Genomic DNA, 18,613 nt, shown 5'->3' on the forward strand with positions numbered 1-18,613 from the left:
CAGCCAGCATGGTGAATCAGAAACACACTGATTTGGGAATCCCAAATCGATTCAACCTAAACCCATCCCGCTTTAGGTTACGAGAAGAACGCGATCTTCTCGGCCTGGCTCATGCGGCGGATCGGCGCGAGCGGGTCGTTGGCCGCAGCACTCGGCTTTTTCAGCAAGCCGCTGGCGATGATGGTCGAACCGAGTGAGATCTCTGCTGCAGGAACAGGGACAGCCTCAACGGCGGGCGGGAGAGGCGGCGGCATCACGAGCGTCTCGGCAATCGGCGCTGCGGCCAGCGGTGTCGGCTCCATCTTGACTTCGGCTCTGACCTCGACCTTCGGCGCGGGCGCCGGTGCAGGCTGAATGGCTGGCGCAACCATTTCCGGCTCGGCGGCCATCGCCTCGGCGACACGCATCTCCTCGGCGGCGCGCATTTCCTCCGCGATCGCCTCTTCGTCGATGGGATCGGGCGCACCCATCTCCATCGCGATGAGGTCGAGCACCGCCTCGTCATGGGCGTCGGCCGTCGCTTCGTCGGTGACGCGGGCGAGTTCTGCGGCCTCGGCTTCGGCCAGCGCGGCTTCAGCCTTGATCCAGGCTTCGCTCGGCTGCGGCATCACGGCCGTAGCGGCCTCAGTGACGGGCACGGCGGCGGGAATCGCGGCTTCGACGTTCGGCGTCGCAGCGGCCTCCTGAGGCGGCGCTGGCGGCGTAGCGGCCATATCGGGGGCTGCACTTTCGGCCACCGGTGGCGGCGCGGGGGCCGCGGCCGGCGGTTCCGCAACCGGCGCCTCGGCCACATCAGGCTCAGCCGCAGGCGTCGCCGCCTTGTCCGGATCGAACTCGCTCAGGCTGCGCGCCAGCGCAGCGAAGCCGGCATCCAGCACGGCCTTGGCATCGTCCATCGAGACCTCGGCGGCGCCGGCCTCGATCGCGCTAACTTGCGAATCGATGATGTCGCAGATCCGGCCGTCATTGCCGATCTCGCGCAGCCGCCAGGAGATCTCCCTGATCACCCGCACGCCCTTGCGCACCGGCGCGAGGCTCTGCTCGAAGCTGATGCCGTCGAGCGCGGCGATAGCGGAGGCCTGGGCGGCCTCGATTGCGCCGCGCAGGGCGGCCAGCGCCTGCGCCAGCTGCTCGTCCCTGATCGCCGCTGCGGCGGCTTGCCGCTGCGCGCTGAGGCTTTCCTCGATCCGCGCCACGGCATCGAGCACCATGCGGGTATCGGCATTGCGGTTGCGCTTGGCGTATTCGCCAAGGAACCAGCGGCCCCGCGAAGTTTCCATGAAGGCCGCGCTGATCGCAGCATAGTCCTCCTCGCTCGGCAGGGCCGCGCGGGCGGATATCGGCGACAGGGCGAATGCTTCTTCGGCCATCACAATCTCTCCGCGCAAATCACTGCGCGTTACGCTAACGATCACCACGATATCGCGCGAATCGCAATTGAATTGATGTCTTCCGAATCACAAATCCCCATTGCAGCAAAGGTTGCATCGCGGCGATTCGCGAACCGACTCGCGGCATTCTACGCCACGCTGTTCGGCATGACCGGGGTTCATCTGCCGTTTTTCACGGTGTGGCTGAAGGCGATCGGCATCGACGCCACCTGGATCGGCATCATCACCGCGGTGCCGCCGGTGACGCGCTTCACCGTGCTGCCGCTGGTCACTGCGGCGGCGGAACGGCGCCAGATGCTGCGCGGCGCGATCATCGCCACCGGATTCGCAACAGCGTTCGGCTTTGCCGTGATCGGCACCCAGCACCAGCCGTTCGTGCTACTGGCGATCTATGCGCTGACCTGCTGCGTCTGGACCCCGATGGTGCCGCTCACGGACGCCTATGCGCTGCGCGGCGTCAGGCAATTCGGCCTCAGCTACGGACCGCTGCGGCTCTGGGGCTCGGCCGCCTTCGCGGTCTGCGCGCTGGTGAGCGGCTTCCTGCTCCGCTATGTCGCGGAGGTCGACCTGATCTGGATCATCACGGCCGTGACGGTGCTCGGCGCGCTGGTCGGGCTGACGCTGCGGCCGCTGGGCCGCCCAGTGGCTTCCGTCACACCTGCGGCCGGCGCGCCAAAACTGCTGCGCAATCCCACCTTCCTCGCCATCATCGTATCCTCGGCGCTGATCCAGGGCAGCCACGGCGCCTATTACATCTTCGCATCGATTGCCTGGCAGCAGGCCGGCTTCAGCGGCCTGACGATCGCTTGTCTCTGGGTGCTCGGCGTGATCGCCGAGATCGTGCTGTTTGCGGCCTCGCCGCGCTTCACGCTGCCGTCGGCTGTGCTGGTGATGATCGCGGCCTCCAGTGCCGCGGCGCGCTGGGCGATCACCGCGCAGGACCCGCCGCTTGCGGTGCTTGCAGTTGTGCAGCTCGGACACGGGCTGAGCTTCGGCCTGACGCAGGTCGGCATCATGGGTCTGATGGTGCATCACGTGCCGGTTCACGTGATGGCGCGCGCGCAAGGCTATCTCACCGCCTGCGGCGGCATTGTCGCGAGCACCACGGCGATCGTCAGCGGCATGGTCTATGCGCGCTTCGGGCTCGGCGTCTACGACATGATGGCCGCAATGGCGGCCACGGGCGGGCTCGTGATGTGGCTGGCGCGCAAGCGTCTCACCGATTAGCCCCAGAGCCCGGCGTCGGGCGGATAGACCAGGCTGCCCTCGTAGCGCAGGCCGTGGTCGCGGTCCTTCGCCAGCAGCAGCGGGCCGTCGAGGTCGACGAAGCGTGCCTGCTGCGCGATCAGCATCGCCGGCGCCATCGCAAGCGAGGTCGCGACCATGCAGCCGATCATGATCTCGAAGCCGAGCGCACGGGCGGCATCCGCCATCGCAAGCGCTTCGGTCAGGCCGCCGGTCTTGTCGAGCTTGATGTTGACGGCGTCATAGCGGCCGCGCAGGCCGGCAAGCGAGGCGCGGTCGTGCACGCTCTCGTCGGCGCAGACCGTGAGCGGGCGCTGGATCCGCGCCAGCGCCTCGTCCTTGCCCGCCGGCAGCGGCTGCTCGATCAGGGTGACGCCGGCATCGGCGCAGGCCGCGAGATTGGCGGCGAGGTTGTCCTCGGTCCAGGCTTCGTTGGCGTCGACGATCAATTCGGATCGAGGCGCCGCCTTGCGCACGGCGGCGATCCGTGCGCCGTCGCCATCGCCGCCGAGCTTGATCTTGAGCAACTGACGATGCGCAGCCTTTGCGGTGGCCTCCGCCATCGCCTCTGATGTCCCGAGCGAGATCGTATAGGCGGTGGTGCGCGGCTCCGGCGCGGGCCGGCCGAGCAGGTTCCAGATCCGTTTGCCGGCGCGTTTGGCCTCAAGGTCCGCCAGCGCGCAATCCAGCGCATTGCGGGCGGCGCCGGCGGGCATCCGGGCCTGCAAGGCGATGCGGTCCATGCCGCCGGCGAGCGGCGCCTGCATCGCCTGGATCGCCTGCAGCGTCGCCTCGGGCGTTTCGCCATAGCGCGGGTAGGGCACGCATTCGCCGCGGCCAATGAGGCCGCCCTGGCTTAGCTCGGCGACCACGACGATGGCCTCGGTCTTGGCGCCGCGGCTGATCGTGAAGGTCCCTGCGATCGGCCAGCGCTCGATCCGACCGGTCAGGGAAATCGCTCCGGATGGGGTGGAAGTCATTTTAAAGTCTACTATTTCCTGAACCGTAGCTTGCGACGCGCAGCCAACTATGGCTGTTTAGCGGCAGATTCGACAAGCCGATCCGGCAGCGCCGGAGATCAGCGTTAGCGGCAGCCAGCCGGCTTGAGGGGTAGGCAAAAGGTGAGCGGCGACCCGACACTGGAGCGGATAGCCCAAGGCGAAGGACTGGCGTTGTGTGCGGCGGGCAACTGGACCGCCCGCTTTGCCCCTGCGCTCGAGCGTATCGTCTCCGACGCGGAGAAGCTGCGCGGCAGCCGGCCGCACATCTTCATCGACGTGTCGCAGGTCGCGAGCCTCGACACCTTTGGCGCCTGGCTGATCGAGCGGCTGCGCCGCAGCCTCAGCGACGCCGGCGCGGAAGCCGAGATCGCGGGCCTGTCGGCCAACTATTCCAGCCTGGTCGACGAGGTCCGCCGCGTCGGTCCCGCGCCAAGGGTCGTCAGCGACCCGTTGTCGATATCAGGCATGCTCGAGCAGATCGGGCGCACCGTGGCCGGGATCGGCGGCACGATCATCGGCCTCGTCGACATGCTCGGCGCGGTACTGGTGGCCGCCGGCAAGGTGCTGATCCATCCGCGCAGCTTCCGCCTGACCTCGACGGTGCATCACCTCGAGCAGGTGTGCTGGCGCGCGGTGCCGATCGTGGTGCTGATCACCTTCCTGATCGGCTGCATCATCTCGCAGCAGGGCATCTTCCATTTCCGCAGGTTCGGCGCCGACATCTTCGTCGTCGACATGCTGGGCGTCTTGGTGCTGCGCGAGATCGGCGTGCTGCTGGTCGCGATCATGGTCGCGGGCCGTTCCGGCTCGGCCTATACCGCCGAGCTCGGCTCGATGAAGATGCGCGAGGAGATCGACGCGCTGCGTACCATGGGTTTCGATCCGATCGAGGTCCTGATCCTGCCGCGCATGCTGGCGCTGGTGCTGGCGCTGCCGATCCTGGCCTTCCTCGGCGCGATGGCCGCGCTCTATGGCGGCGGCCTGGTGGCCTGGCTCTATGGCGGCGTCGATCCGGAGGCCTTCCTGCTCCGCCTTCGTGATGCCATATCGATCGACCATTTCATCGTCGGCATGGTCAAGGCGCCGGTCATGGCGGCGGTGATCGGTATCGTTGCCTGCGTCGAAGGCCTGGCGGTGCAGGGCTCGGCGGAGTCGCTCGGACAGCACACCACCGCATCGGTGGTGAAAGGGATCTTCTTCGTGATCGTGATGGACGGCGTGTTCGCGATCTTCTTCGCCTCGATCGGGATGTGATCATGGCGGAAGAGGACAACGACGCCATCATCCGGGTCCGCGACATTACCGTTCAATTCGGCAACACGCGCGTGCTCGACGGCCTCAACCTCGACGTCAGGCGCGGCGAGATCCTCGGCTTCGTCGGGCCCTCGGGCGCCGGCAAGTCGGTGCTGACGCGCACCATCATCGGGCTCGTGCCGAAGGTCGCCGGCCGCATCGAGGTGTTCGGCGTCGATCTCGACGCCGCGAGCACCTCGCAGCGCCGTGCCGTCGAGCGCCGCTGGGGCATCCTGTTCCAGCAGGGCGCGCTGTTCTCCTCGCTCACGGTGCGCCAGAACATCCAGTTTCCGGCGCGCGAGTATCTGCGCGTCTCGCAGCGGCTGCTCGACGAGATCATGGTGGCGAAACTCGTGATGGTCGGGCTGAAGCCGGAAGTCGCCGATCGTTTTCCGTCGGAATTGTCGGGCGGCATGATCAAGCGCGTCGCGCTGGCGCGCGCACTCGCGCTCGATCCCGAACTCGTGTTTCTCGACGAGCCGACCTCGGGTCTCGATCCGATCGGCGCCGGCGAGTTTGACGAGCTGGTGCGCACCCTGCAGCGCACTTTGGGGCTGACCGTTTTCATGGTAACGCACGATCTCGACAGTCTTTACACCGCGTGCGACCGTATCGCCGTTTTAGGGAACGGTAAGATCATTGCTGCAGGATCGATCGCCGACATGAAGGCATCGCAGCATCCATGGCTGCAGCAATATTTCAACGGCAAGCGCGCCCGTGCCGTTGTGGCCTAGCCCATGATCCCGAAACCTGGAGCCGATTTTCGGACGAAATCATGCGCCAACAGGGAATTCGACAGGCTCGAGCGCAGCCGGCTGCGCGAGGGGCCCAAGAGTGATGAACGCGAGTAATTGATGGAAACGCGGGCGAACTACGTCTTGATCGGGGCTTTCACGCTGGCGGTGATCGCCGCCGCGTTCGGCTTCGTGCTGTGGTTCCAGAGCCTCCACACCACCAAGCAGCGCAGCCCCTTGCGGGTGATCTTCGAAGGGCCGGCGTCAGGCCTGCGCAATGGCGGCAATGTCAATTTTAACGGTATTCGGATAGGGGAAGTGGTCTCGGTCAAGCTCGACAACCCCAGGCGCGTGGTCGCGCTGGCGATGATCGAGAACAACGCACCGCTCCGCAAGGACACCCTGGTCGGTCTCGAGTTCCAGGGCCTCACCGGCGTCGCCGCGATTTCGCTCAAGGGCGGCGAGGAGGCCGCCCCGCCGGTGCCGCTGGACGAGGACGGCATCCCGGTTCTGACCGCCGACCCGAATGCGCTGCAGGACGTCACCGAGGCGATCCGCGCCACCCTGCAAAACGTCAACCGCATCGTTGCCGACAATCAGCAGTCGGTGAAGAACTCGCTGAAGAATCTCGAGGTCTTCACCCAGGCGCTGGCGCGCAATTCCGAGAAGATCGACAACGTCATGCTCAAGGTCGACGGCGTGATGGGCAAGGCCGACAGCCTGATGCTGGGCCTCAATGCGATCGCGGGCGGCAACAATGGCAGCGAGCTGAACCTGATGGTGAAGTCGATCCGCGAGCTCGCCGAGGATCTCGACAAGCGCTCCAATCTCCTGATCAACGACGGCCGCAGGACGCTGTCCGACATCAGCCGCGCGGTGAACAATTTCGACCGCAACCCGAGCCGGGTGATCTTCGGCGGCAGCAACAACGCCGCACCCGAGCCAGCGCCGGCTCCGGCCGCGCCCGGGCCGCGGCGGCGGCAATGACGTGACGGGCGAATGGTGCGTGGCGGATAGCAAATAGCAAATTGCCTTCCTTCGCTGCCGGGCCCGTCATTGCGAGCGAAGCGAAGCAATCCATCGTTTCGCATGCTCGGCGCGATGGATTGCTTCGTCGCTTGCGCTCCTCGCAATGACGCCGGTTAGTACTGGCACGCCGGTGCCACAGCGAGACTCTGCGGCGTCGCCCCAAAATAAAACGGAGACCTTTCGGTCTCCGTTTTCCATTCGCTATTCGTTACTCGCGCTATTCGCCAGCTTATCCCAGCCGTCCCGCGGCGTGCGCGAGCAGGGTGTAGACCAGCCCGGTCTCCGAGGTGAGGTGGCTGCTCAGCTCCTGCTGGCCGCGGCCGTCGCGAGCCACTTCGTCGAGCAGGCGCTCGAACTCCGCGATGTAGCGGTCGACCGTCTGCTTGAAGCCGCGGTCGGAGCGGTACTTGCGGGCCACCTCATCGAAGGCCTTCTGGCCGGCCGGCGTGTAGAGGCGCTTGGAGAACGCCTTGTTCTCGCCGCGCTGGTAGCGATCCCACATCTCGGCCGCAAGCGTGCGGTCCATCAGCCGGCCGATGTCGAGCGACAGCGACTCCAGCGGATTGACCGGCTGCTGCTGCGGACGCGGGCGCTGCTGGGCGTCGCGGCTTTGCGGGGCAGGCGGCGGCGCGTCGCTGCGGTTGAGCAGGTCGGACAGCCAGCCGTCACCGTTGTTGTTGGGGCCTGCCGGGCTGACCGGCGGGGCCTCGGTGCGGCGCGAGCTCGCCATGCCGAGATCCGGCGGCGGCAGCGTCGAGGCGCTGTTGCCGTTGTCCCGCATGCGCACATCGCCGCGGCCGCCGGCGGCAGCCATCACCGGCTCGTCGTGGCGAACGCTGGCGCGGTTGGTGCTGACCACGTCGAGTCCGCGGCCGTGATGAGCGACGATGCGGTTCAGCTCGGCCAGCGCCTCGATCTGGTCGACGATCACCTTGCGCATCTGCGCGGTGTTCTCGGCGGCCTCCTGCGGCATCTCGAGCACGCCGCGGCGCAGCTCGTTGCGGGTGGACTCGAGCTCGTTGTGCATCTCGCTCGCCATCTGCTTCATCGCCGTGACCATCGCGGAGAACTTCTCCGTCGATTCCTTGAACATCGCATCGGTCTCGGCATTGCTCTGCTGGTAGAGGTCGTTCATGGCGTCGACGGTCTGCTGACGCTCGTTCTCGGCTGCCTGGCGTACCGCCTCGAACTGCCTGCTGATCGCAGCCGAACCGGCGCCTGCGGTCTCCGCCACCACGCGGGCGATGTCGCGGGCGCGTTCCTCGGCCGCTCCGAGCGATTCATCGAGCAGCCCGGTGAAGCGCGACAGCCGCTGGTCGAGATCGGTGGTGCGCAGGTCGATGGTCGTGACCAGCGCTTCCAGCGCCGACTTGCGCTCGCTGACGGAGGCCGTCGTCGAGCGGTTGGCCTGCTCGACCACGGCAGCCGCATCGATCAGCGCCTTGCCATGGGTCTCGAACTGGCTCGACAGCGCGCCGAGATCTTCCAGCGCCTTGCCGGTCTTGCTGTTGAACACCGTGAGCTGGTCTTCCAGCGTCTGGGTTGCCACGCCGTTGCGCGAGGTGACGTCGTTCATGGCGGACACGAAGTCGGCCACGCGGGTCACCAGCGCGCGCTCCAGCGAGTTGAGGTTGTCGTGGGCGCCGGTCAACACTTCCTGCAAGAGGATGTTGCCTTCGCGCAGCCGCTCGAACAGCGCGACCGTATCGGTGCGCAGGATCTTGCTGGTCTCCTGCATCTCCGTGACGGCCGAGATCGAGACCTGGCGCGACTGGTCGATCGCCGCGCGCGAGGCGTGCTCGAGCTCCTTGAGCGACTTCGCCACCGCGCCGGTCGCCTGATCGCCGGCCGAGGTGATGTTGCGCGCGACATCGCTGCCGTGGGCCGACATCGTCTGCGAGAAGGCGAGGCCGCGGGTTTCGATCGCCTTCAGCGCGTCCGCGGTGGCGCGATCCATGTCGCTCGACAGCTGCGTGGTCTTGGCGGTCAGCGCCTCGACCAGCGAGCCGCGGCGGCCGTCGACCATCTGCGACAGACGCTCGGTCTGCTGCTGCACATAGGTGACGATCTCGTCGGTCTTGCCGGTCATCGCCGAGCCGAAGGCGCTGGAGGCCGACAGCACCGAACGTTCGATGTCGGCGGAGGTCGTCTTGACCTTGGTCGAGACCTCGTTGGACATGGTGATCAGCGCGGCCTGCGCGTTCTGCGCCGAAGTCTGGATGTTGTCGGTGGTCTTGGCCGTGACCGCACCCAGCGCGCGCTCGATATCGGTCGAGAGCGTGCGGATCTGGGCGGCGGCATCGGCGGAGGTCGCCGCAAACGAGCCCTGGGCCTCGCGGGCGCTGCCCAGGATGGTCTGCGCGGTCTCCGCGCTGGCCGTGGTCAGCGAGCGCTCGATCTCGGCGGAGATCTCCCGGATCTGGCTTGCGGCCTCGCTGGAGGTTGCCACGAACGAGCTTTGGGCATCGCGGGCGCTGCCGAGGATCGCCTGCGCGGTGTTGGTGCCGACCGAGGTCAGGGTGCGCTCGACATCGACGGCCAGCGACTTGACGTGGTTGGCTGCCTCCGTCGACGCGGTGACGAGGGTGTTCTGCGCCTCGCGGGCGCCGGCCGTCAGCATCTCGACGGTGCCGGAGCCGGCCATCGACAGCGCACGCTGGATGTCGGCGGCAAGCGCAGACACCTTGGTCGCAGCGTCGGTCGACGCGTTGACCAGCGTGCTCTGGGCCTCACGCGCACCTGATGTGATCGATTCCGCGGTGGCGGAGCCTGCCATCGACAGCGAACGCTCCATGTCGGCCGCCAGCGAGCGGACCAGATCGGTGGCCTCGGTGGATGCGCCGGCCAGCGTGCTCTGGGCCTCGCGGGCGGAGGCGACGACGGCTTCCGCGGCGGCGGAGCCTGCCATCGACAGCGAGCGCTCGATGTCGGCCGACAGTGTCCGGACCAGGTTGGTGGCGTCGGTGGATGCGCCGGCGAGCGTGCTCTGGGCCTCGCGGGCGGAGGCGACGACGGCTTCTGCGGTGGCGGAGCCTGCCATCGATAGCGAGCGTTCGATGTCGGCCGACAGTGTCCGGACCAGGTTGGTGGCGTCGGTCGACGCGCCGGCGAGCGTGCTCTGGGCCTCGCGAGCGGAGGCGACGATGGATTCCGCGGTGGCGGTGCCGGCGGTCGAGAGCGAGTGCTGCACGTCGGCCGCGAGCGTGCGGACCAGGTTGGCGGCTTCGGTGGATGCACCGGCAAGCGTGCTCTGGGCTTCGCGAGCGGAGGCGACGACGGCTTCGGCGGTCGCGGTGCCGGCCATCGAGAGCGAACGCTCGACGTCACTGGCGAGCGACTTGACCTGGCCGGTGACGTCGGTCGAGGTCGCGATCAGCGTGGTCTGGGCCTCGCGCGCACCGGTCATGATCGCTTCGGCGGCGGCGGAGCCGGACATCGACAGCGACTGCTCGACATCGGCGGCCAACGACTTGACCTGGCTTGCGGCTTCGACCGAGGCGCTGACCAGCGTGGTCTGCGCGTCGCGGGCGCCGGACAGCACGGAGGCTGCGGTGGCGCTGCCGGCCGCCTGCAGCGTGCGTTCGACATCCTCGGACAGCGACTTGATCTGCGAGGCGACGTCGCCGGAGGCGGAGACCAGCGACACCTGGGCGTCACGGGCACTGGTGAGGATCGAGTTGGCGGCGCTGGTGCCGACGGCGGTCAGCACGCTCTCGACCTCGGCCGAGCTCAGCTTGAGCTGGTTGCCGACGTCAGCGGACACGGTGAGCAGCGCCTGCTGCGCGGTGCGCGCGCCGGTCTGGATGGTTTCACTGGTGTTGACCACGAGGTTGGTCAGCGAACGCTCGGCGTCCTCGACATGGGACTTGATGCTCGACGACAACAGCTCGGCGCGGGACATCAGGTCCTCGCTCGCCTGGCGGCCGCTGCTCTCGATGCGGCCGGCGACGGCCTCGACGCGCGAACCCAGCAGGTCCTCGAACTGCGCGACGCGGGTGTCGATGTCGCCGGCGATGACGCCGACGCGGCTCTCGATGCCCTGCTGGATGTCGGCGAAGCGCGCCGAGATGGTGTCGGTCAGGTTGGCGCTGTGACCATTGATGGTGTCGGCGAGGCGGGTGCTGTGGCCGTTGAGGGTGTCGACCAGGCGGATGCTGTGGCCGTCGATGGTCTCGGTGACGCCGTTGATGCGATGGTCGACCGCGGCGATCGCCTGCACGGTGCCTTCGGTCAGGGTGGTGGTGAGCAGGCCAAGCCGCGAGTCGATCGACTGGATCGCCTGGGAGGCGCCGTCGGTCAGCTGGGTCGCGAGCGTGCCGAGATGGCCGTCGATGGTGTCGGTGACCGACTTGGCGCGGCTCTCGAAGGTGATCTCGAGGGACTTCATGCGGCCGTCGATCGCGTCATCCAGCGACTGCAGGCGGCCGTCGAACGAGCCGATCTTGCCGGCGAGCGAACTATCGAACGACGACAGCTTGTCGGTCAGCGAGGCGTCGAGATTGGTGACGCGGCTGCCGAGCGTGGTCTCGAACTGCAGCAGGCGCTGGTCGAGCGAGGCGGTGATCTCGCCGCTATTCGTGGTCACGCGATGGTCGAAGGTGTCGACATAGGTCTTCAGGCTGTCGGCGATGTCCTGGGTCCGCTGGCCCATGCGCTCGACGATGTCGCCGCCGAAGGTCTTCACCGTGCGGTCGAATTCCGAGATGTGGCGGGTGATCAGCGCGCCGAGCGTGCCGGAGTCGCGGGCGAATTTCTCGGCGAGCTCGCTGCCATGGTTTTTCACCAGGTCGTCGAACGCGCTCATCTGCAGCGACAGCGAGTCGTGCGCGGTCTCGGTCTGGCCCACCACCTTGGCGACCAGCGAGTTGACGGTGACGTCGAGCGCCTCGCTCGCCTTGTCGCCGGACGTCAGGATCTGGCCGGCGAGGCGGTTGCCGGCGTCGTCGATCTTGCTGACGAGGTCGTTGCTGCGCAGCTCGAGCTCGAGCAGCAGCGAGTCCGCGGAGTTCTTCAGGGAGTCGTGGACCTCTTCGGTGCGGTCGGAGATGCCGTCGACGATGACGGACGAACGCTGCTCGAACTCGCCGGTGATGCGGTCGATGCGCTCGTTCAGCAGCTCGTGGACGCGATCGGCCAGATCGACGAACTCGTCATGGACGTGGCCGGTCTTGAAGTTGAGGCTGGTGGTCAGCCGCTCGGAGGCATCCATCACCGCGCGCGTGGTCTCGGCGCTGGCTTCCTCGAGGCGGTCGAGCAGGTCGCCGCCGCGTTCGCCGAGCGCGAGGATCATGTTGTCGCCGGCATGGCTCAACGCGGTCGTGATGTGCTGGCCGCGCTCTTCCAGCGCGCCGGTGATGCTCTTGGCGACCTCGTCGACGCGCGAGGCGATGGCGTCCGAGATCAGCGCGATGTCGTGGCGCAGGTCGATCTGCACACCGGAGATCGCGCTGCGCACCTGCTCGGCCTGGCCGACCAGGTTGTCGCGCTGGTGGGCGATGTCCTGCAGCAGCGCGCGGATGCGTACTTCGTTGTCGGAATAGGCGCGTTCCAGCGCCGCGACCTCGTTGGCAACGAGGGTCTCGAGTTCGCCGGCGCGCGCGATCGCGCGCTCGACGCCGTCGCCCATCGCAGCGACCTCGCGGCGGATCGCCTGGCCGACCGTCACCATGGAATCGGCGGCGGCGTTTTCCGGCTCGGAGAATCGCATCGCGACCTGCGCCATCGATTGCGCGATCATCTGCATGCGCTGACCGTGCGAGGCGAGGCTCGCAAGATAGTAGAACAGCAGGATCGGCACGGCGAACAGCGCGGCAAGGCCGGCGAGCACCAGGACGCCGGTGCCCTGGGCCATCGAAGCCTGCAGGGCGGGCCAGAACGCGATGGTGAGAATCACGCCGCCCAGCAGCCAGGCGCCGGAGCAGACAAAGAACAGCGTGAAGGCGTTGCGCGCGCGTCCTCCCTGCAGCGTCTGCAGCATCTGGCCGATGGTTTCGCGATCGTCGTTGGCGGCGCGGCGCGGCGCGCGCGGTTCTTCGATCGGCTCGAACGCCGAACGATCGGTATTACTCGGACGGGACTCGAACGATGCGGCTGAAAAATCGGCCGCGGGCGGCGGCAGGTTCGGCGGCGCGGCGCCTTCGTTGAGGGGGCTGCGATTCTCCGCGCCCTGTTCGCTGATGTTGAGGGCTTCCTGGATGGCAGAAAGCGCGACTTCGGTGGGATCTTTGACCTTCTTGGGAGTGTTCGCCATGTTCAGTCTGAGCCCTCTCACTATTTTACGCGTCGGCGAGCCTGCGATCGTCCCCACGCAAGCTCGAAGCCGGTGCCCACAAGCGGAGCGCAAGCGGCCCCCTGGGCGGCTTGTCCGCTACATCCGCAAACATCCTATTGGGAGAGCGATGCGAATGAAATGCTTGCGATTAATACTTTCTTAATCATCGTTAACAGCTTTGCGCCATAAGGCCTTATGGGTACTCGAAATTCCGGCCGCAGCGCGTCGATTGTGTCCAGAAATTGTCCAGAATCGGGCGGTTTTGCCGATCATCCCGACAACAATCCGTTAACCAGTTTCGTGATTGGCTGGGCCAACCATCCGCCGGCGAGGGCCCGGCGGAGACGACAGGGACAGGCCATGCCGCTTCATCTCGAACGGATCGAATGGACGCAATCGCCGCCGCTGGCGCCCGGCGCCGGGCCGATCGACGTCGATCATCTTCAGCGCATGACGCTGGGCGATCCGGGCCTCGAGCGGGAAGTGCTGGCCATGTTCGCGGCCCAGTCGGCCCGGATCCTCGGTGAACTGGCCGCCTTGCCACCCGAGGCGGCGACCCACGCCCACACCCTGAAAGGATCGGCGCGGGCAATCGGCGCCTTCGGCGTCGCCGAGGCTGCGGCCCAGCTGGAGACCGCGCTGACTGGCGGTTCCGATGCGGCCCAGCCGCTTGCCGCGCTCGGCGCCGCGATTGCCGAGGCGCGCACGGCGATCGAGCTGATCCTGGGCCGCTCCTAGGCGTCCGGCGTCTCGGCGGCGCGCCGCGGCAGCTTGGGCGGCTTCCCAACCGGCGGGCAGGTTTTCGGTCTCCGCGCTAGCGCTGTGCGGATCGACCCGTTATACGACTGCCCGGGACCTTTCCATCCATCGTCCGGCGCATTCCGGCAGCACGAGCAATCATGGCCAAAATCCACTTTATCGACCATTCCGGCGAGAAACGCACAGTTGAGATCGAGAACGGCGCGACGGTGATGGAAGGTGCGATCCGCAACGCCATTCCCGGCATTGAAGCCGAATGCGGCGGCGCCTGCGCCTGTGCGACCTGCCATGTCTATGTCGATGAAGCCTGGCGCGAGAAGGTCGGCGCGCCGTCGCCGATGGAAGAGGACATGCTGGATTTCGGCTTCGACGTGCGTCCGAATTCGCGGCTGTCCTGCCAGATCAAGGTAACCGACGATCTCGACGGACTGGTCGTGTCGACGCCGGAGCGGCAGGCCTAAGATTCTTTCATTCGCCGTCCGGATTCACTCCGCGACGGACCCAGCGGCGAAAGTTCTGCTTGACCTCCGCCGGCAGCGGCGTCGGCCTGCGCGTGGCCTCATCGATCATCACCGTGACCGCCTTCGCCGACGCCACGCATCTGCCTTCCGAAAACACCACCTGGTCGAAGGTGGTCGATGTGCGTCCAAACTTGACGAGACCGAGCCCGAGCTCGATCTGACCCGGCCAGTGCAGCTCGGCGCGGAAATGGATGTCGAGGCGCACCATGATCCAGCCGAGCCCCGCCGGCATCAGCCCCATGCTGCGGTCCTTCACCAGCGTGACGCGGCCGGTTTCAAAATAGCTCGCATAGACGGCGTTGTTGACGTGCCCGTTGGGGTCGAGATCGGCAAAGCGCACATTGTCGGACAGGCGATAGGGAAAGTCTTCCAGGCGCGGCGCATCGTCAGCACGGACAGGGGCATTCACGAGGGGGATCTCCGTCGGTTTCCCGCCCATACAGCCGAGTTGCGCAGGCTCGGCAAGGGGTTGCCGCGCCAGCCGCTGTCCCTATTATGCATGTCGCGATCCGGCCCACTTGGCTGGACAGGCGAAAAAGCCGTCCAGTCGATTTCAACTGAAAAGAAGCGGACATGAGCGAAGCGATCAAGACCGATGTGCTGATTATTGGCGCGGGCCCCTGCGGACTGTTCGCCGTGTTCGAACTGGGCCTGCTCGACATGAAGGTGCATCTGGTCGACATCCTCGACAAGATCGGCGGGCAGTGTGCCGAGCTCTATCCTGAGAAACCGATCTACGACATTCCCGGAATTCCCTTCGTCACCGGCCAGGGCCTCACCGAGCAGTTGATGGAGCAGATCAAGCCGTTCAATCCGACCTTCCATCTCAACGAGATGGTGGAGAGCATCGAGAAGATCGGCGATCCCTTGTTCCGCGTGAAGACCGATGCCGGCAAGGAGTTCGAGTGCAAGGTCGTGGTGATCTCGGCCGGTGGCGGCTCGTTCCAGCCGAAGCGTCCGCCGGTGCCGGGCATCGAGGCCTATGAAGGCACGTCGGTGTTCTATGCCGTGCGCAAGATGGAGCAATTCCGCGACAGGAACATCCTGATCGTCGGGGGCGGCGACTCCGCGCTCGACTGGACGCTCAACCTGCATCCGATCGCCCAGCGCATCACGCTGCTGCACCGGCGCGACGATTTCCGCGCGGCGCCGCACAGCGTCGAGCAGATGCGCACGCTGGTTGCCGACGGCAAGATGGATCTGAAGATCGGCCAGGTCACGGGGCTCGAGGGCGCCAACGGCCAGCTCTCGGGCGCCGCGCTCAAGGGTAATGACAATGCGGTCTCGACGATCGCCTGCGATACGATGCTGCCGTTCTTCGGGCTCACCATGAAGCTCGGTCCGGTCGCGAACTGGGGCGTGGCGCTGGAGAACAATCTGGTGCCGGTCGACACCGCGGCGTTCGAGACCAACGTGTCCGGCATCTTCGCGATCGGCGACATCAACACCTATCCGGGCAAGCTCAAGCTCATTCTCTCCGGCTTCCACGAGGGTGCGTTGATGGCGCAGAAGGCGCACCGCTACGTGTATCCGGACAAGCGGCTGGTGTTCCAGTACACAACCTCGTCATCGAGTCTGCAGAAGAAGCTTGGGGTGCACTGATTCCACTCGAGCAGAGACCAATGCCAGAGGCATGGGCCATTTGCTGCGCGGCGCGGGTACTGGAACACTCCGTGAAATGGCCGTAGTCTGCTTGTACTCGAGTTGGTCGATTGATCAGGTGATGATGATGCGGAACACGCTATCCAGACTTCGGCTGATCCTCGCGATCGCCACGGCCTTTGCGCTAGCTGCTCCGCTTGCGGCCTCGGCGGCCGACCCGTCGGCGGCCGGCCTGTGGCAAAAGGTCGAAGACGGCAAGCCCGAGGGCTGGTTCCTGGTGATCGAGCGCAATGGTCTGTTCGAAGGCATGATCGCAAAGATGTTTTCATCGCCCGGCGATCCGCCCAATCCGGTCTGCTCGAAGTGCACCGACGATCGCAAGGACATGCCGTGGCTCGGCATTCCCCTCATCCGCGACATGAAGCGCAACGGGCTCGCCTATGAAGGCGGCAACGTGCTCGATCCGCGCAACGGCAAGGTCTACAAGGCCAAGATGACGTTGAGCGCCGATGGTCAGACGCTGACGATGCGCGGCTTTCTCGGCATCTCGCTGTTCGGCAAGGATGAGGTCTGGACCCGGCTGCCTGACACCGCGGTGGCCCAGCTCGATCCCGCGATCGTCGCCAAATATCTGCCGGCGCAAGCCGCGGTGGCGAAGCCGGCGGCGCCGGTGCCCGCGACGAAGCGGCACTAACACTTCTCTCTCGCTAACGCTCCGATCTGCGCGCGCTCACGCTCCGCTCTTGCGTGGCAGCGTGAGCGTTCAGCGCTGTCCCGTCGGTGCAATCGGCATCGGCAGTGGCGCGACCGGCTCGGAAATCACTTCAGGCACGGCGGTGTTCAATTGCAGCACGGTGGCGGCCGCGGGGACCGCGGCATCGGCCATCGCCGCATGGCCTTCGGCGCTCGGATGCACCGCGCCGCCATACACCGCCGACAGGATGCCCCATGTCGCGTCGTGGATGTCGCTTGGCTGCATCGAGGACGGCAGGCCCTGCGGGTAGGTCATCGCCGTGAAGTAGCTGTCATTGGCGTCGCGGATCCAGCGCGCGCGCGGCAGATAGGCGCGGTATTCGCCGGCGCTGCGGCCGCATTTGAGCGGCTGGTTGGCTGCGGCGACGATGTCCGACACGAAGCTGTCGCCGTTGGCGGCGAAGCAGTCGCGGTCGAATTCCGGATCGGTCGACGCGCGTGCGCAGAAGCCATGGCTCGCAAACGCGTCCTGATGCGCATCGACGAAGGTCATGCGGTCGGCCTGCGGATTGCGGCAGATGATGCCGGACTGGCACTGCGCGATCGCCTTGAGCTGCGGCAGGAACTCGTTCTGCACGAAGCTCGAGACCGACGCGAGGCGTTTGGGATCGGCGTTGAACGAGGGATGGATCTCGAAGCCGGCGCGGCCGCCGGGGCAGGGCGCGCCGCCATTGGCCAGCGCCGGATTGGCGTAGGCCGTGTAGATCACGTGCGAGAGATCGCCGCCGACCAGCGGCTTCAGCGCATCGCGCAGCTTGGCAAAATCGGCCGGCAGGTCGCGCGCCAGTGCCGAACGGGCATCTTCGACGCTGGCCATCGAGCCGCCGCGGCTGAACAGCGTGCGCTCGGTCGGCGTGTCGACGATCACGTTGGCGACGAGGCCGGAGAAGTAGATGTCGTTGGCGCCGATCGACAGCAGCACGAGGTCGAGGGTGCGGTCGGGCTGACGGCGCTTGGCGGCGGCGAGTGCCGTGCGCAACTCCGCGATCTGGCCGTTGACGGTGCCCGAGCAGGTATTGGCTGTCTTCGTCGGCAGGCATTCCCGCGCCTGCTGCGAGCCGAGCAGGCCGTCGGAGATGGTGGCGCCGGTGCAGGCCAGCGGCAGATAGGTCACCGCGATGTGCGGATATTGCACGGCGAGCGCGAGCGCCGTGCGCGTCTGGTAGCTGTACAGCGACCGGTGACAGGCCGAGTTGAGCCACAGCGCGCTCTGGCGCTGCCAGTTGGTCAGGGTGTCCGGTGCTTCGCAGGCGCGGCCGCCTTTGTAGCCGGCACGGCTCGGCCGGTAATATTGCGCCCCGCCGAGATAGGAGCGGAAGCAGAACCCCTCGTCGGAGAGCGCAATCGCGCGGTCGGGATTGCCCTCGCCGGATGCGATGCTGTCGCCGAGGCCCGCGATCAGCAAGTCGCGCACCTCGATCGGCGTCGTCACGCGCTGGTTGGCGTCCGAGCCGCTCGCGACGTCGACGGTCGCGACCGTGGTGCGGCCGTAGCGGACGCGCAGGTTGATCGGCTCGGCGCAATCGAATGTCGAGGATTGGGGCCCGTCGCCGTCGTCGAACGACCAGGCGCAGGTCGCGCCGACCGGAACCGGTCCGGTGAGCCGTACGACGATCGGATGATCGATCGGCGTCAGATAGCTTTCCTTGACGCTGTCGCGCGTGCAGGGCTCGCTGACGCGGCCCTGCAGGTCGATGCAGAGCCGGTTCACGGTGTTGCGCGCCCAGCCGCGGCCGTCGCTTTGCAGTTCCAGCGCCTGTTCCGAGGCCAGCACGCTGCGGCCAAGCCCGCTTTCGACATGCAGGCGGAAGTCGCGTTCCTCGCGGAACAGGCGGAAGCGATTGCGGACCTCCCAGGAGATCTGCAGCTGATTGTCCTGCGCGTCCGCGGCTGATGCGAATACCGCTGCCAGCGCGCTGCCGAGCAGCACGCTGCAGACCGTCATCCGAAACGAAAATCGAACCAAAAAGCCAATCATGGCGCGGTTTGACGCGAGCGGTACGGCGAAAATAAG

General features: G+C 66.6%; 13 protein-coding genes. 8 read left to right on the forward strand and 5 right to left on the reverse strand.

Annotated features, from left to right (window positions below; translation table 11 throughout):
- Positions 1-77: 77 nt before the first annotated feature.
- Positions 78-1,370, reverse strand: coding sequence for a hypothetical protein (locus IF803_RS20490; RefSeq protein ID WP_461193258.1), 1,293 nt, complete (start codon positions 1,368-1,370; stop codon positions 78-80).
- Positions 1,371-1,445: 75 nt separating this feature from the next.
- On the opposite strand from IF803_RS20490, the gene IF803_RS20495 reads away from it, so the two are divergent.
- Positions 1,446-2,618, forward strand: coding sequence for an MFS transporter (locus IF803_RS20495; RefSeq protein WP_461193259.1), 1,173 nt, complete (start codon positions 1,446-1,448; stop codon positions 2,616-2,618).
- On the opposite strand, the gene dgcA is transcribed toward IF803_RS20495, so the two are convergent.
- Positions 2,615-3,616 (reverse strand): N-acetyl-D-Glu racemase DgcA, encoded by a 1,002-nt coding sequence (gene dgcA, locus IF803_RS20500; protein ID WP_461193260.1) that lies wholly within the window; start codon positions 3,614-3,616, stop codon positions 2,615-2,617. The two genes, IF803_RS20495 and dgcA, sit on opposite strands and share 4 nt — an antisense overlap.
- Before the next feature lie 141 nt (positions 3,617-3,757).
- Here dgcA and IF803_RS20505 point away from each other — a divergent pair, with 141 nt between their 5' ends.
- The 3 genes from IF803_RS20505 (at position 3,758) to IF803_RS20515 (ending at position 6,651) form a co-directional block, all read left to right on the forward strand.
- The gene (locus IF803_RS20505; RefSeq protein WP_018272597.1) at positions 3,758-4,891 is read left to right on the forward strand and encodes an MlaE family ABC transporter permease; all 1,134 of its coding nucleotides are present in this window, start codon (positions 3,758-3,760) and stop codon (positions 4,889-4,891) included.
- Positions 4,892-4,893: 2 nt separating this feature from the next.
- On the forward strand, positions 4,894-5,664 hold the full coding sequence (locus IF803_RS20510) for an ABC transporter ATP-binding protein (RefSeq protein ID WP_461193261.1): 771 nt from the start codon (positions 4,894-4,896) through the stop codon (positions 5,662-5,664).
- A gap of 120 nt (positions 5,665-5,784) precedes the next feature.
- Positions 5,785-6,651: an MlaD family protein gene (locus IF803_RS20515; RefSeq protein ID WP_018272595.1), complete on the forward strand. Its 867-nt coding sequence runs from the start codon at positions 5,785-5,787 to the stop codon at positions 6,649-6,651.
- A 271-nt stretch (positions 6,652-6,922) separates the two neighbouring features.
- On the opposite strand, the gene IF803_RS20520 is transcribed toward IF803_RS20515, so the two are convergent.
- Positions 6,923-12,943, reverse strand: coding sequence for an apolipoprotein A-IV repeat region-like domain-containing protein (locus tag IF803_RS20520; protein ID WP_461193262.1), 6,021 nt, complete (start codon positions 12,941-12,943; stop codon positions 6,923-6,925).
- Between the two features lie 381 nt (positions 12,944-13,324).
- Here IF803_RS20520 and IF803_RS20525 point away from each other — a divergent pair, with 381 nt between their 5' ends.
- Together IF803_RS20525 and IF803_RS20530 are read left to right on the forward strand one after the other, a co-directional pair.
- Entirely contained in the window at positions 13,325-13,702 is a 378-nt protein-coding gene (locus IF803_RS20525) for an Hpt domain-containing protein (protein WP_028341640.1), read from the forward strand.
- A gap of 161 nt (positions 13,703-13,863) precedes the next feature.
- Positions 13,864-14,184, forward strand: coding sequence for a 2Fe-2S iron-sulfur cluster-binding protein (locus IF803_RS20530; RefSeq protein WP_018272592.1), 321 nt, complete (start codon positions 13,864-13,866; stop codon positions 14,182-14,184).
- A 7-nt stretch (positions 14,185-14,191) separates the two neighbouring features.
- Here IF803_RS20530 and IF803_RS20535 read toward each other — a convergent pair whose 3' ends face one another.
- Entirely contained in the window at positions 14,192-14,653 is a 462-nt protein-coding gene (locus IF803_RS20535; protein ID WP_076825837.1) for an acyl-CoA thioesterase, read from the reverse strand.
- 164 nt (positions 14,654-14,817) lie between these two features.
- Between IF803_RS20535 and IF803_RS20540 the strand changes: the two genes are divergently transcribed.
- Together IF803_RS20540 and IF803_RS20545 are read left to right on the forward strand one after the other, a co-directional pair.
- On the forward strand, positions 14,818-15,846 hold the full coding sequence (locus IF803_RS20540; RefSeq protein ID WP_461193263.1) for an NAD(P)/FAD-dependent oxidoreductase: 1,029 nt from the start codon (positions 14,818-14,820) through the stop codon (positions 15,844-15,846).
- Between the two features lie 127 nt (positions 15,847-15,973).
- The gene (locus IF803_RS20545) at positions 15,974-16,540 is read left to right on the forward strand and encodes a DUF2147 domain-containing protein (RefSeq protein ID WP_026193022.1); all 567 of its coding nucleotides are present in this window, start codon (positions 15,974-15,976) and stop codon (positions 16,538-16,540) included.
- Positions 16,541-16,609: 69 nt separating this feature from the next.
- Here IF803_RS20545 and IF803_RS20550 read toward each other — a convergent pair whose 3' ends face one another.
- Complete coding sequence (locus tag IF803_RS20550) at positions 16,610-18,544, reverse strand: SGNH/GDSL hydrolase family protein (protein ID WP_461193264.1); 1,935 nt, start codon at positions 18,542-18,544, stop codon at positions 16,610-16,612.
- Positions 18,545-18,613 lie beyond the last annotated feature (69 nt).

This window comes from Bradyrhizobium sp. UFLA06-06, assembly GCF_054820065.1.

Bases quoted from the DNA above. Each gene is read 5' to 3' on its own strand.
- IF803_RS20490 (WP_461193258.1), bottom strand. From the start codon at position 1,370: ATGGCCGAAGAAGCATTCGCCCTGTCGCCGATATCCGCCCGCGCGGCC.
- IF803_RS20495 (WP_461193259.1), top strand. From the start codon at position 1,446: ATGTCTTCCGAATCACAAATCCCCATTGCAGCAAAGGTTGCATCGCGG.
- dgcA (WP_461193260.1), bottom strand. From the start codon at position 3,616: ATGACTTCCACCCCATCCGGAGCGATTTCCCTGACCGGTCGGATCGAG.
- IF803_RS20510 (WP_461193261.1), top strand. From the start codon at position 4,894: ATGGCGGAAGAGGACAACGACGCCATCATCCGGGTCCGCGACATTACC.
- IF803_RS20515 (WP_018272595.1), top strand. From the start codon at position 5,785: ATGGAAACGCGGGCGAACTACGTCTTGATCGGGGCTTTCACGCTGGCG.
- IF803_RS20520 (WP_461193262.1), bottom strand. From the start codon at position 12,943: ATGGCGAACACTCCCAAGAAGGTCAAAGATCCCACCGAAGTCGCGCTT.
- IF803_RS20525 (WP_028341640.1), top strand. From the start codon at position 13,325: ATGCCGCTTCATCTCGAACGGATCGAATGGACGCAATCGCCGCCGCTG.
- IF803_RS20530 (WP_018272592.1), top strand. From the start codon at position 13,864: ATGGCCAAAATCCACTTTATCGACCATTCCGGCGAGAAACGCACAGTT.
- IF803_RS20540 (WP_461193263.1), top strand. From the start codon at position 14,818: ATGAGCGAAGCGATCAAGACCGATGTGCTGATTATTGGCGCGGGCCCC.
- IF803_RS20545 (WP_026193022.1), top strand. From the start codon at position 15,974: ATGCGGAACACGCTATCCAGACTTCGGCTGATCCTCGCGATCGCCACG.
- IF803_RS20550 (WP_461193264.1), bottom strand. From the start codon at position 18,544: ATGACGGTCTGCAGCGTGCTGCTCGGCAGCGCGCTGGCAGCGGTATTC.